General features: G+C 38.4%; 6 protein-coding genes. 2 read left to right on the top strand and 4 right to left on the bottom strand.

Annotated features, from left to right (window positions below):
* Nucleotides 1–59: 59 nt before the first annotated feature.
* Nucleotides 60–494: a DUF2141 domain-containing protein gene (locus RM538_RS11230; protein ID WP_311333533.1), complete on the top strand. Its 435-nt coding sequence runs from the start codon at nucleotides 60–62 to the stop codon at nucleotides 492–494.
* 86 nt (nucleotides 495–580) lie between these two features.
* On the opposite strand, the gene RM538_RS11225 is transcribed toward RM538_RS11230, so the two are convergent.
* Nucleotides 581–12,514, bottom strand: coding sequence for a GEVED domain-containing protein (locus RM538_RS11225; RefSeq protein WP_311333532.1), 11,934 nt, complete (start codon nucleotides 12,512–12,514; stop codon nucleotides 581–583).
* A gap of 427 nt (nucleotides 12,515–12,941) precedes the next feature.
* Here RM538_RS11225 and RM538_RS11220 point away from each other — a divergent pair, with 427 nt between their 5' ends.
* Complete coding sequence (locus RM538_RS11220; RefSeq protein ID WP_311333531.1) at nucleotides 12,942–13,877, top strand: LysR substrate-binding domain-containing protein; 936 nt, start codon at nucleotides 12,942–12,944, stop codon at nucleotides 13,875–13,877.
* A gap of 33 nt (nucleotides 13,878–13,910) precedes the next feature.
* On the opposite strand, the gene RM538_RS11215 is transcribed toward RM538_RS11220, so the two are convergent.
* The 3 genes from RM538_RS11215 to RM538_RS11205 form a co-directional block, all read right to left on the bottom strand.
* A complete protein-coding gene (locus RM538_RS11215) occupies nucleotides 13,911–14,105 on the bottom strand; it encodes a hypothetical protein (RefSeq protein WP_311333530.1) in 195 nt (64 codons plus the stop codon).
* Between the two features lie 116 nt (nucleotides 14,106–14,221).
* On the bottom strand, nucleotides 14,222–15,022 hold the full coding sequence (locus tag RM538_RS11210) for a TIGR00266 family protein (RefSeq protein ID WP_311333529.1): 801 nt from the start codon (nucleotides 15,020–15,022) through the stop codon (nucleotides 14,222–14,224).
* A 205-nt stretch (nucleotides 15,023–15,227) separates the two neighbouring features.
* The gene (locus RM538_RS11205) at nucleotides 15,228–15,689 is read right to left on the bottom strand and encodes a DUF4442 domain-containing protein (protein ID WP_311333528.1); all 462 of its coding nucleotides are present in this window, start codon (nucleotides 15,687–15,689) and stop codon (nucleotides 15,228–15,230) included.
* Nucleotides 15,690–15,750: the final 61 nt, after the last annotated feature.

Below are 15,750 nucleotides of genomic sequence, written 5' to 3'. Positions count from 1 at the left end.
AAAGAGATTTACGTTGCATCTTTGTTTCAGAAATAAAAAACAACTTAAATTATATACAGATGAAAACTATTATCACAACACTAGCGCTTTTAGCAAGCACATTATTTGTAAGCGCACAAACATCACTTACTGAAACAAAAAACGAAGGAACTACCATAACAGTAACTGTTCCTGTAAAGAGTGACAAAGGACATGTAATTTTTGGATTATACAACGAAACTACTTTTATGAAAGCTGCTCCAATACAAGGGCTTGAAAGTAAAATTAAGGACGGAAAAGCGGTAGTAACCTTTAAGGATGTTGCTCCTGGAGTTTATGCAATAAGCTTATTCCATGATACTAATGATAATAAACAAATGGATTTTGAACCCAACGGAATGCCAAAGGAAATGTATGGTGTATCAAACAATGTAATGAGTATGGGACCACCGCAATGGAATGATGCAAAATTTGAAGTAGCTAACCAACCTATCGAAATGGAAATAAGAATGTAATTTGCCAATAGTAAAAATAGTACTTACTAAAAAAAAGCCCTTACAATATGTAAGGGCTTTTTTTGTTATTGAATATTGTTTATCTATTACTTCCCAAGAATTAATCTATGGGTAGAAGTATGTGTTTCTGATACTAATCGTAACACATATACACCATCTTGCATTTCATCAAAACGAACCTCATTAATACCACTCGTAAGAGTATCTACTCTTACCAGCTTGCCAGATCCTGCTTCAATGATTGTCATTGTTATCTCATTTCCAAAGTTTACTGGAATAGACACATTAGATTGTCCTTTAGAAGGGTTAGGGTATACTCTAATATCAAATCCTCCATCTGCAGTTTCTTCAACATTAAGTATTACTGTTTGCGCTTCAAACGCTCCAATATCTCTTGCTGTAGAGAAAATTGCCTGTCCTATTTGATCATCAAAAGTATCAGCCGGGTCTCCTCCATTAAATGCTAATGATCCAAACAATAGCTCATGTGTTTCTGTAGTACCACCATTGTTTTGTAATGGACCTAAGAATGCATCAGCTTCTTCAATATCATTAGACTGCTCTGGGAATACTCCTAAATCATCTGTACCAATTAGGTTGAAATCATTAGAAACAAAACTACCAGAAACATCCATTCCTGATGAAGCATTGTTTGTTGCAACTAGTGTGTTTTTCAATGAAGTACTACTTGCGCTTTCTATACCACCTCCAGTACTTGAAGAAGTATTATTTGCAATAGTAACCGCATTAAAGTCTAAACTAGATCCGTTGTTAAATGCTCCAGCACCAGAACCAGCACTATTACCAGATAGTGTACTAGTAACAACTGTTACATCACCTCCAGTATTATTATGAAGTGCTCCTCCATTACCTCCAATTGCTTCATTGTTAGATATTGTTGAATCAATAATATCTAGTAATCCACCATTGTTAAAGATACCTGCACCTCCATCATCTGGGTCTGTACCAAAACTACTGTTTCCATCTACTGTAGATACTTCTACTGTCATTAATGACCCTGATTGGTTCCATAGTCCACCACCTTCTCTAGCAGCTTGATTATCACTTACCTCACTATTTGAGATAGTAACCGATGCAGAATTACCAGTTACATGAAGTCCTCCTCCATTTCCTGGGTTAGCTGTTCCAACTCCATTATTAACATCATTACCTATCATCTGTGAGTTTGAAAAGTCTAATGCTCCATTCACTACTTCTATAGCTCCACCTGCACGGTTTGCACTATTACCATCAAATAAAGTAGTTACTATAGTTACACCTCCAGCTTTAGTGAATAATCCTCCACCAGAACCTGAAGTACCGTTAGCGATGTTCTTCATAAAGGTTACATCTGTAATAGATACATCTCCACCTTCATTAAAGAGACCTCCTCCTCCATTACTTCCAGAGTTACCCATAGCTATATTATCTTCTATTATAGTACCAGTAATAGTCATAAGTCCTGTTCCATTCCAAAGACCTCCACCTTCAGATGCAGCAACGTTAGCTGAAACACTTCCTCCATCAATAGTAGCGCCTCCACTTCCCGTAATATGAAGTCCTCCTCCGTTTCCAGGTGTATTAGCTGTTGTATTTCCGTTTAAAGTTACATTTGTAAGTACTAAGTTGCTTCCTGATGTAGAATTCTCTTCAATACCTCCTCCTGCTCTTCTAGACTCATTGCTAGCTATCTCTGTATCTGTTACAGTAAGGGTTCCTTGATCGTTTAAGATTCCACCTCCAGAACCAAATGTTCCATCAGCGTCATTATTGGTAATTGTTGCATTTACAACTATTAGTGAACCTCCTGCGTTAAAGAGACCCCCACCACCATTATCTGGGTCATCTCCATCTGCCAAGTTATCATCAACTAATGTTCCATCAACTGTCATCGTTCCAGAACCATTCCATAGTCCTCCTCCTTCACTTCCAGCAACATTACCACTAACTATTCCGCCAGTAATGGTAGAATCATCACCTCCAGTAATATGAAGTCCTCCTCCATTTCCTGGAGCAGCTGCTGTCGTATTGTTTAATAATTCAACATTAGTCAAACTATTAGTTCCACCACCACTCGCAACTTCAATTCCTCCACCAGCTCGCATTGAAGTGTTATTTGATAACTCTGAATCTGATACACTTAAATCTCCACCATCGTTCAAAATTCCTCCTCCAGATCCAGAAGCTCCATCTGCTACGTTGTTACTTATCGTTGCTCCATTGGTTACTGTTATACTACCTCCAGCGTTAAAGATTCCTCCACCACCTTCGTTAGCTCCAGCTCCACTCGCAGTATTACCATCAATTAAAGCACCGTCTACAGTCATGTTTCCACTTCCGTTCCAAAGCCCTCCTCCTTCTAATGCAGCGACGTTACCACTTACGGTTCCACCAGTAATGGTAGAATCATCACCTCCAGTAATATGAAGTCCTCCTCCATTACCTGGTGATGAGGCTGTCGTGTTGTTTAATAAGTCAACATTAGTCAAACTATTAGTTCCACCACCACTTGCTACTTCGATTCCACCACCAGCTCGCATTGAAGTGTTATTCGATAACTCTGAATCTGATACACTTAAATCTCCACCATCGTTCAAAATTCCTCCTCCAGAACCAGAAGCTCCATCGGCTATGTTATTGCTTATCGTAGTTCCATTTATTACACTTACACTACCTCCAGCGTTAAAGATTCCTCCACCACCTTCGTTAGCTCCAGCTCCACTCGCAGCATTACCATCAATTAAAGCACCGTCTACAGTCATGTTTCCACTTCCGTTCCAAAGTCCTCCTCCTTCTAATGCAGCGACGTTACCACTTACGGTTCCACCAGTAATAGTTGAGTTGTCACTTCCTGTAATATGAAGCCCTCCTCCATTTCCTGGAGCAGCTGCTGTCGTATTGTTTAATAAATCAACATTAGTCAAACTGTTGATTCCTCCGCCACTCGCAACTTCAATTCCTCCACCAGCTCGCATTGAAGTGTTATTTGATAACTCTGAATCTGATACAGTTAAATCTCCACCATCGTTCAAAATTCCTCCACCAGAACCAGAAGCTCCATCGGCTATGTTATTGCTTATCGTTGCTCCATTGGTTACTGTTATACTACCACCAGCGTTAAAGATACCTCCACCACCTTCGTTAGCTCCAGCTCCACTTGCGGTGTTACCATCAATTAAAGCACCGTCTACAATCATGTTTCCACTTCCGTTCCAAAGTCCTCCTCCTTCTAATGCAGCGACGTTACCGTTTACTGTTCCATCAGTAATATTTACTGTACCAGCTCCAGTTACATGAACTCCTCCTCCATTTCCAGGATTAGCTCCACCAGAAGCAACACCAGTATCATTATTTGATATATCCATATTAGAAGTTGTAAGGCTTCCACCTACCATTTCTATTCCACCACCTGCACGATTTGATTGGTTGTTCGTGATTGTTGCATCGTTAGAAGAAACAGTTCCTTTGGAAAGAATACCTCCACCAGAACCAGAGATTCCTAATGCAGTATTGTTATCTATTAGTGTTCCTGTATTAATATTAAGGGTACCTCCATCTTCGTAGATTCCTCCACCACCGTTATCTGGTAAGTCTCCATTAGCAGCGTTATTTGTAATAGCTGTATTTGTTACATCCATAGTACCAGAGTTACTATTCCAAAGACCACCACCTTCGGCAGCAGCTACATTTCCATCTACAGTACTATCTGTAAAACTTCCATTGGCACCAGCACCTAAGTGAACACCACCTCCATTACCTGGATTGGCAGCACCAGAGGCAACACCAGTATCATTGTTTACTATATTAGAATTTGTAACGGTAAGGTCTCCACCTTCCATTTCAACTCCACCACCTGCGCGGTTAGCTTCATTATTGGAAATAGTTGAACCATCAATTGAAACAGTTCCTTTGGAAAGAATACCTCCACCAGAACCAGAGACTCCTAATGCAGTATTATTATCTATTAGTGTTCCTGTATTAATATTAAGGGTACCTCCATCTTCGTAGATTCCTCCACCACCGTTATCTGGTAAGTCTCCATTAGCAGCGTTATTTGTGATAGCTGTATTTGTTACATCCATAGTACCAGAGTTACTATTCCAAAGACCACCACCTTCGGCAGCAGCTACATTTCCATCTACAGTACTATCTGTAAAACTTCCATTAGCACCAGCACCTAAGTGAACACCACCTCCATTTCCAGGGTTAGCTCCGCCAGAGGCAACACCAGTATCGTTATTTAATATATTAGAACTTGTAACGGTAAGGTTTCCACCTTCCATTTCAACTCCACCACCTGCACGGTTGGCTTCATTATTAGAAATAGTTGAACCATCAATTGAAACAGTTCCTCCAGCATCACTCAATATTCCACCACCTGATCCAGAAACTCCATCTGCTATATTATTAATTATTGTTGTTCCATTTATAACACTTACACTACCTCCAGCGTTGAAGATTCCTCCACCACCTTCATTAGCAGCAGCACCACTTGCTGTGTTGCTATCTATAATTACACCATCTACAGTCATGTTTCCACTTCCATTCCAGAGTCCTCCTCCTTCTGAAGCAGCTATGTTATCTTCTACATTACCACCTGTAATAATTGAATTAGCAGCACCTGTAATATGCAGTCCTCCTCCATTTCCTGGTGCGGCAGATGTTTCATTATCATTTAATTGTGTGTTGTTCATAGTCAAGGTACCATCTATCATTTCGATACCTCCACCTGCTCTGTTTGATGTATTATTAACAATAGAAGCATCTGCTATGGTCACGTCACCAGCAACAGAGAAGATTCCTCCTCCAGAACCAGCTGTACCATCTGCAATGTTTCCACTTACAGTTGTTCCTGATTCTACTGAAAGAGTACCTCCATTATTAAAGATTCCTCCACCACCATTATCGGCAGCAGCACCGCTTGCGGTATTGTTTATTACAAAAGTATCTACACTTAGTGTTCCTGTAGCAGAATTCCATAATCCTCCTCCTTCAGAGGCTGCAGTATTACCCTCAACTGTTGCTCCTAATATGGAAACATTTGCAGCTCCTGTAATATGAAGTCCTCCACCATTTCCAGGATTACTTCCAGTAGCATTAGTGTCTATAAATGTATTTGTGGAGTTTAAAGTACCATCTATAATTTCGATACCCCCACCTGCTCTATTTGCAGTATTTAACTCTATCGTCGAGTCTGCAATTGTTACATCACCATCTGTAGAGAAAACACCTCCACCAGAACCTGAAATTCCGTTTGCATTATTACTCTGGATTAAAGTACCTGCTTGAATATCTAAAGTACCTCCATTATTGAAGACACCTCCACCACCGTTATCGGCTCCATCTCCACTTGCTACATTGTCTGTAATTTCAGTAGTACCAATAGTCATTATACCTTGATTGTTCCAAAGTCCTCCACCTTCGCTTGCCGCTAGGTTTGATGTTACTTCACTATTGGTAATTGTAAGACTTGTAGTTCCTGATAAGTGAATACCTCCACCGTTTCCTGGGTTTGGTGTTACTGTTCCTCCAAAGAAACCTGGGTCAACCCCTGCTCCATTTTGAGTAATCGTTACATTATCTAGAACCAAAGTGCCATCACTTGCATCTTCGATACCACCACCAGCTCTACTTGCATAGTTCATAGTTATGGTTGACCCTGAAGCAATATTAAGGGTTCCTCCAGTACTGTTGAAGTATCCACCCCCACGGCCACCAGGCGTTGCACCATCGGCAACATTCATTGTAACCGAAGTTGCTACATCTACATCAACAATACCACCATTGTTGAAGATTCCACCACCACCAGTAGTTACAGAATTGGCAACGTTGTTAGTAATTGTTACGTTAGTAAGTGTCATGGTTCCTGTTCCATTCCATAATCCCCCACCTTCGTTGGCTGCAGTATTGTTATTAACTGTACCTCCTGTTATGTTAGTGTCACCACCTCCAGTAATGTGATAACCACCACCATTACCTGGGTTAGCAAGTGCTTGATTATCATCTAATGTTACATCTATAAGGTTCGTTAAAGAAACTCCATTTACTTCGATACCTCCACCAGCTCTATTAGCTTGGTTGTTTGTAATAGTTGTTCCATTAATATTCATCGTTCCAGCGGCATTTAAAATACCTCCACCAGAACCAGATGCACCTCCTAATGCACGATTGTTATCTATAAGTGTTGTAGCGTCTGTATTTACAATACCACCTTCATTAAAGATTCCGCCTCCACCAGACATACCTGCATCATCACCATCAGCATCGTTATTAAATATGGTAACACCGCTAATTGTCATAATACCGCTTCCGTTCCAGAGTCCTCCTCCTTCATTGGCAGCATCGTTTCCATTCACAGTTCCACCAGTAATACTACTGTTGGATGCGCCTGTAATATGCAGTCCTCCTCCATTTCCAGGATTGGCTTGAGCATCATTTTGATTTAAATTAACATCTGTTAAAATTATTGTTGCTAAACCACCTGCTGCTGCATCACGTACTTCGATTCCACCACCAGCTCTATTAGCTGTGTTTTGTGCAATACGAGTTCCGGTTGCTGTGAATGATCCACCAGCGACTAATACTCCTCCTCCAGAACCAGACGCACCGCCTGTTGCTGTGTTGAATAGAATAGTTGTGTCTGCATCTGTAGTTACTACTCCGCCTTCATTAAAGATACCTCCACCACCAGAAGCTCCAGAGTCGTCACCATTGGCTTCGTTGTTTCTTATTTGTGAATTTGTTATTGTCATTGTACCGCTTCCATTCCAAAGTCCTCCTCCTTCATTAGCAGCAATATTTCCTCGGATTGAAGAATTCTGTATCGTCGCATCTAACATACCTGTGATATGTACTCCTCCTCCATTTCCAGGAGCTCCAGCACCAGTTACAACTCCTGTAACATTACGACGCATGTTTACATTATCCATAGATAATGTACCTCCTGCTCCTGCCATTTCGATACCTCCACCAGCTCTGTTAGACTCATTATCTGAAACTACTGAGTTCTCAACGGTTACGCCTCCACCTGCAACTGAAAGGATTCCTCCTCCAGAACCTTGTGCTCCTGTTGCAGTATTAAAACGAATACCTGAACCATTCTCTACTATTAAAGTACCTCCATTATTAAAGATACCTCCACCTCCATCATCGGCTCCTGCTCCTTGTGCATCGTTTCCTTGGTCATTGCCAGTAGCATCTACTCCAATTCGAACACCGTCTACCGTCATGGTACCCGTGCCATTCCATAATCCACCTCCTTCTAAGGCTGCAATATTATTATTTACTTCACCACCTGTTATATTAGCATCGATTGCACCTGTTATATGTAACCCTCCACCATTTCCTGGTGCGGCTACAGCAGGAGCAACTCCTGCATTATTATCATTAAGAACAATGTTAGTAAGTGTTAAAGGACTTGCAGCTCCTGTGACTTCTATACCTCCACCAGCTCTGTTGGCTTGGTTATTAGATATTTCTGAGTCTGATACAGATAATGTTCCTCCATCACTTAAAATTCCACCACCAGAGCCAGCAGTACCATCGGCTTCATTGTTACTTATTGTTGTTCCGTTTACTACTGAAACAATGCCTCCAGCATTGAAGATTCCTCCTCCACCTTCATTGGCAGCTGCTCCACTAGCAGTATTATTGTTAATGGTAACTGCATCAACTGTCATAGTTCCAGTACCATTCCATAAACCACCACCTTCTAAAGCAGCTGTGTTGTTATTTACAGTTCCACCAATGATGTCTGTATCACCAGCGCCAGTTATGTGTAAACCTCCTCCGTTTCCTGGATTAGATAATGCGCTGTTATTATTTAAAATTATATCTGTTAATATAAGACTCAATCCAGCTCCAGAATTATCTTCTATTCCTCCACCTGCTCTGTTGGCTTGATTTCCAGTAATTGTAGTTCCTGTTGCAGTTAATGATGCTCCTGTATCTAAGAAGATTCCTCCTCCACTTCCAGAAGTACCATTTGCAATATTATTTATAATTGAGACTGTATTATCTAGCGTAAGTGATTTAGCATCATCTAGAAAAACTCCACCTCCACCTTCTGTTGCTGCATTTCCACTAGCCGTATTAGTATCTAGGGTTGAATTGCTAATAGTTACAACTCCAGCATCAGTTCTTATGTAAATACCTCCTCCAGATAGACCTGCAGTATTATTTGCAATAGTAGCCATATCTATTGTGGCAGTTGATGAGCTTTGAAAAAATACCCCCCCTCCATTACTTAATGTTGAATTTCCAGTTATCGATACATTATTTAATGTAATAAGGTTTGCATTAGTCTCAAGTGAAACACCTCCACCTGCAAAATTAGCTTGGTTTCCGGAAATAGTTGCTCCATCAAGCGTAACAGTTCCTGCTTGTGATAAAATTCCTCCACCAGATCCAGGAACAGTATTGTTAGTAACCATACCAAACACGTTTAAAGTACCTCCAAAATTTTCGATACCTCCACCACGAAGATTAGCTGTATTATTATTTATAGTTGTATTTGCAGTAACAGTAACTAATCCTCCATCATTCAAAATTCCTCCTCCTCTTGACGTTGCTGTATTGTTTTGCACTAAAGAATTACTAATAGAGACCGTAGCAGCAGTATTATTAATTCCTCCTCCATTAGCAGCATTACCATTTTGAATGGTAAGACTTGTAAAAGACATTGTATTTACTCCACCTGAGGTTGAGAAAACACTTCCTGCAGCTCCACCATCTACAATTACTGCTGTTGGATCATCTTCTGTAGAAAGAATATTTATACTTTTCGCTATGGTAACATTTTCAATATATGTTCCAGGTCCATCTGTTCCTAAATCGTCTGTGATGTTTACATTTCCAGCAGCAATTACTTCATCCACTCCTTCTTGAATGGTATCAAATGCATTTACACCTATTACAGCAGCTTGTGCTCCTGCTGTATTAGGGTCTGCATCTGCAATAAAAGTTCCGTCTGCAGCTGTAAAATTATCATTTACATATACATCTGCTAGTGGGTCTGGCACAAAAGCTAATAATACATCGTTACCATCACCACCACTATAAAAAATTCTCCATGTTTCACCATTAAAAGAAACATCATCACCATCTGCAAGTCCTGCAAATGTTCCAACAACTGGGTCTGCCGCATCATTATCTATAAGCGTCATTACATCACCAATAACTCCTGTAGCAGCTGTATTGTCTACAAGGGTAAGTGTAGCATCTGTAATATCTACTGTTCCTGTTACTACTACTTGGTCGTAGTCTGTTCCTGCAGTATCAAACTCATCAACTTCTACCTCTAAGGTATCACCTGTTCCAATAGCAAAAGCACCAACAACTAAAAGTTGTCCAGGAGATTGACCTGGAGCTAATATTCCATCTACAATAACATTTGTACCTGTAAATAAATCATTGGTTTGTGTTCCATCTGGCGTATTAATTTCTCCAGAAACTGCGTTAAGGGTAAGTGAATTAGTAGCTGTTACAGCACTCATACCTCCAATAAATGTCATTGCAGCGTCTGTTGCGTTACCAGGAGTACCATTTAAATTAACATCAGTACCAGTTATAGAACTTGCATTGATTTCTACTCCAAAGTTATCAACTGTACCCGTTGCAGAACCTGTTCCATCTATTACTACATTATTACCCGTTGAGTTTATTTGACTTCCAGAAATAAATCGAACACCAACGCCTCCTTGACCGTTTCCACTTCCAACACCCGTTATTGAAACAAGTCCATTATTGGTATCTTGAATAGTCACATTGTTTCCAGCAATACCAAAATTTGTAATACCAGCTCCATTTCCAGCTGTTCCATTAAGTGTTATTCCTCCTCCATTTGAGGTTACTGAACTACCTGGGAAAAAAGTAATTCCGTGATTACTATTTACAGCATTTGCTCCTGTTCCTGTAATAGATAATGCTCCAGTATTTGATGTAATAGAAGCTGTACCACCTAATAAAATCCCCGTTCTAAAGTTTCCTGTTGTTCCACCAGCATCAGCAACGATTGTTACGTTTCCTGCTCCTGTAGCTTGTATTGTTCCAGAGGTATTAAGACCTATAAATGCAGAACCAGGAGTTGCAGCTATACCAGCATTTATGCTTACATCACTAGCACCCGTTGTTTCTACTGTTCCTGTTGCAGTAATTGCTGTACTGTTATTTGAATTTATAGTAATACTTCCCGAAGTAGAGACACTATTTTCTACAGATAAAGCATCTGCGTTAACAAGTAAGTCTCCTGTTCCAATTGAAGTTGGAGCTGTATCAAAAACTACGTTGTCTCCTGTAATTGCTGCATTAATAGTGAAACTAGCATCAAAAGCAGCATCAAGTCCAGATACATTGATAATATCTCCTTGGTCTCCTGTATTTATTGTTAATGAGTTAGTTGGATTACTAAAAGCAGTATCTTCAAAAGTAGCTCCGTTATCTATTAACTCTGAAGCTCCAGCAGCACCATTATTTTGCAAGGTAGCATCGTTAGCGACACCTGTAGGTAGGTTAAACACCAAGTTTGTAATTGTACTACCAGTCATATCTATAGGTTCTAGACCTGTATAGGTAATCATTGAGCCATCAAAATCTAAATCTCCATTGTTACCATCTGGACCAGGTGTTGAGTGGTTTACTGTTGTATTTGTAAATGTCCCTCCTGAAATTACCAAAGCATCTCCTGGTGCTCCAGTTTGTCCTTGTCCATTAACAGTAATAGGTATTGTAAAGTTTCCTCCAGAAAAATCTGCTTCAAAATTATCATTACCATCACCACCATTAATTGTTATAGAGTTAGTAACACTTATTGGTTGTCTTATAATTTCAGTTCCATCCTGTGTTACTACTATTTCAGTACCATCTATAAATACTTCAAAATCATTATCGTTAGCATCTCCAGTAATAGTAGGGTCTGTATCATACTCCACAGTTATAGTAAGCATACAGGAAGCTGTTTGTCCATTACCATCATTTGCAGTCCACGTTACCATAGTGTCACCAAGTGGTAGCATTTCTCCAGCTAACGAAGTTCCACCACCATTAAAATTATGTGTTAAGGTAGGAGCACCACAATTATCTCCAGAAGCTGTTGGGTCAAACTCGTTACCTTGAACTGTATAAGCCATTTGACCTGGCTGTGGATTTCTTGTTCCACCTGCTGCACAAGTAATTGTAGGGTCTATATTATCTTCTACAGTAACAGTTGCGGTACACGTATCCATATTACCTGCTGCATCCTCTACCGTTAGTGTAACTATATTAGTTCCAGCATTTGCACATGTAAATGTATTAGGTGAAACCGATCTCATGGTGATGCCTGTATCATCTGTAGAACCTCCATCAACTTGCGTAGCAGTTATTGTAGCATTCCCTGCGGCATCTAACTGTACTGTCGCATTCATACATACTGCATTGGGTGGTGTTGTATCTCCGCCACCAGTCATTCCAGCACCAGCAATTTCTACAGGCCAATCTTCTGTTTCTCCATTAAATCCATTTTCGCAAGGACCTGAAACTGGTGTTGTACCATTTTTAACTATAAATCTCATTCTTGTGACACCATTTGTGGCTGTAACAGGAATGCTAGGTGTAGCACCAAATGTTCCTCCCCCTCCAGTTGGTGAATTGAAAGAGCCACCACCAGTATTGACTTCTTCCCCAGGATCCTCAAAATCACCATCTTGATTTAAATCAATATAAACTGCAAAAACATAATTTTGCAATCCACCAGAATTTGTATTGTAACTTACAAATAAGTTATCATTAGTAGCGCTATTAGGAGTAAACGTTGTGATAGGTTGACGACCAGTCTCATCTGTATAAGATCCAGGTTGAGCACAACAATTTTCACAATTTGGACTATTAGCTGCTAAACATGTTTGCCCTACAAAAAAAGTACTCCCAGCAGACCCACTTGAAGTACAATATGTTTGTGCCAGTAAGTTATTACTATTAAACGAGAAAATTAGTAAGAAAAAAAAGATAGAAAAAAAATGATTTGCGGATGTAATTTTTTTCATGATTGTGGTTATTTAGTTATAATTTATTAATACTGTGGTATACTGTACATATATTTAAGCCTTACTTTTAAACAAGTTAAGTCCTTAAAAATTTCTACTGTAAGGTAGCTGATTATTTAGTATAATTGAAAAATAATCGATGAAGCAACTTCTTTAAGCTGAATTTAAATAACAAAAAAATTAATTAACTAACAGTCAGCTACTTAATTTAGTTAAAGAAATATTAAATCTTCGACTATCTGTTAGTTTGTGTTCTCTACAAGTAGATAATGACATACGTAGTAGTACGTAGATTTACGCAAAAAACGGTAAACTTATATAAAGTACAATAACCCAATGATCTAATTTTAGATAGGCAAAAACTTTTATAACAAAAAGTTTTATAAGTTTTAACAATAGGGTTATATTTGGTAGACACATCATTATAATGACGATTACCCAACTTAAATATGTGCTTGCAGTTGCAGAGCATCAAAACTTTACAAAAGCGGCTCAAAAAACATTTGTTACCCAGCCTACATTAAGTATGCAAATACAAAAGCTGGAGGAAGAGCTTGACATTCTCATTTTTGACAGGAGTAAGAAGCCTATTGAATTAACTTCTGTAGGGAAAAAAATTGTAAGTCAGGCACGTAACATTGTGAACGAGTCTGAACGAATGAAAGATGTTGTAGATCAAGAAAAAGGCTTTATTGGTGGAGATTTTCATTTAGGAATTATCCCAACGATAATGCCTACACTACTTCCTATGTTTTTAAAGAATTTTACTAAAAAGTATCCTAAAGTTCATTTAAAAATTGAAGAGTTAACTACCGATGAGATTATATCGAAGATTAATGAAGGGCATCTAGATGCTGCGGTTGCTGCAACTCCCTTAGAAATACCAACAATTAAAGAACGTCCTTTATATTATGAACCCTTTGTTGGATATATTCCCCTAAGTCACAGGTTAGCTAATAAGAAAAAAATAGATGGAAAAGACCTTGACCTAGATGATATTTTATTACTTGAAGATGGCCATTGTTTTAGAGATGGGGTGTTAAATTTGTGTAAAGCTTCAAAACTAAATCCAGATGATACTTTTCAATTAGAGAGTGGAAGTTTTGAAACACTTATAAAGTTATCTAACGAAGGGCTAGGAATGACTTTACTTCCCTACTTACACACACTAGACCTTTCAGAAAAACAAGAAAAAAACCTCCGTTACTTTAATGAACCATCTCCAGCGAGAGAGGTGAGTATTATTTATAGTGCTAGTGAGTTAAAGATGCAAATTATTAACGCAATGTATGATGTTATTGCTGGAGTTGTTAGAGGTGCTATAGCTTTTCAAGATGTAAAAATTATATCACCTGTAAAATAAAAAAACCTCTAATTTCTTAGAGGTTTTTATTTATTAATTTAAATAAATTAGACATTTATCAAGTTGCGGGTTCTGCTTTATTAGAGTATCTATCCAAACTTTTAGTTCCTCGATTTCATAAGGAAGAAGTCTATCCATCGCCTTTTTCAACTCTTTACAGAACAAATTTACATCAAAACTAACTTTAGAAAGCACCGTCTTGGTGTAATCAAACATTGCTCTTGACATAGTAAACAAAATTAAAAAGTTAAGTATTTTTGGACTATAAGCAGTTGTTTTTTATTAGTGATATAAATATAACTAAAAAAGTCGAAATTAATTCTGTTTTTTTTCAACAAAAGGTGTTAAAATCTATTATCACCATCTAATAAATCTCCTAAACCTCCTAGAATACTACCTTCTCCTTTATCTTTTCCCCCGCCTCTTGGAGCAGCTGCCCAAACTCTTTTTGCTAACCTACTAAAAGGTAGTGATTGAATATAAACCGTTCCGGGGCCTGTAAGATTTGCAAAGAAGAGTCCTTCACCACCAAAAAGAGTGTTTTTTATTCCCCCAACAAACTCAATATCGTAATTTACTGTATGGTCAAAACCAATAATACAACCCGTATCAATTTTAAGTTTTTCTCCTGGTGCTAACTCTTTTGTAGCTGTGGTACCTCCAGAATGAACAAACGCCATTCCATCTCCTTCTAACTTTTGCATAATAAAGCCTTCGCCACCAAAAAGCCCTCTTCCAAGTTTTTTTGAAAACTCTATCCCTATAGAAACTCCCTTTGCAGCACAAAGAAAAGCGTCTTTTTGGCACACAAACTTACCATTAAACTTTTGTAAATCAATTGCTATAATTTTTCCAGGATAGGGTGATGCAAAACTAACCTTCTTTTTGCCTACAACGGTATTATAAAAAGCGGTCATGAATAGACTTTCTCCTGTAAGTAAGCGTTTTCCTGCTCCAAATACCTTTCCCATAAACCCTTTATCTTTTTGAGAACCATCTCCAAAAATAGTTTCCATTTTGATGCCATCATCCATCATCATAAAACTACCAGCTTCTGCAACTACTCCCTCATTAGGGTCTAATTCTATTTCTACATATTGCATTTCTTCACCATAAATGGTGTAATCTATTTCGTGTGCATTCATTTTTTTTTAAAATTAAAGGTTGATACTATTATATGTGTTGGGTAGTATTTGAAATTGTTACAGGTTAGCTTGAAGAATATAGAATAAGGAGGATATGGAAACGAAGATGAAGATGAAAACCTAAACTCAAAAATAAAATATAAAAACTTTAGACTATATTAACTGTTTACCTCAACTGTTTACCTCAACTGTTTACCTCAACTAACTACTGCTTACTTTTAACTTTTACTGTCCACTCAAAATTAAATGTAGAAACAACATCACCTTGTTTATCTACACCTACAGATTGCATCCAGCAGGTTTGTCCTTCCCCAGTCTCAATTGTTTTTTTTATAGCTTCAGTAATTGCAAGACCATCTTTGCAAGTAAATGTTATACGGCCTCTTGCTTTTTTAGTAAACGAAGCATTATTATTTGCTACTAGCATAGAAACTTTGGCATTACTATCCTTAATAGAAGATAAAACCATAGCGCCTGTACTTAACTCTGCTGCCATACCTTGTACAGCCCAAAACATAGACTTAAATGGGTTTTGATTAATCCAACGGTGCTTTACTTTAACTACACACGTGCTTTCAGTAATAGATACAACCCGAACACCACAAAAAAAAGCAGAAGGTAATTTAAATAAAGTAAATGTGTTGATTTTACTAGCTGATATGGGCATTAGAGAAATATTTTGCACGAAGATACGCTGGTAAATAGAATTTTACAATTCTTAAAATTTT

The sequence above is a fragment of the Patiriisocius hiemis genome (genome assembly GCF_031846325.1).
GTDB classification, from domain to species: Bacteria; Bacteroidota; Bacteroidia; order Flavobacteriales; family Flavobacteriaceae; genus Patiriisocius_A; species Patiriisocius_A hiemis.
Note: the sequence above shows the minus strand (reverse complement) of the source record. Positions and strands in the feature narration are given on the sequence as shown.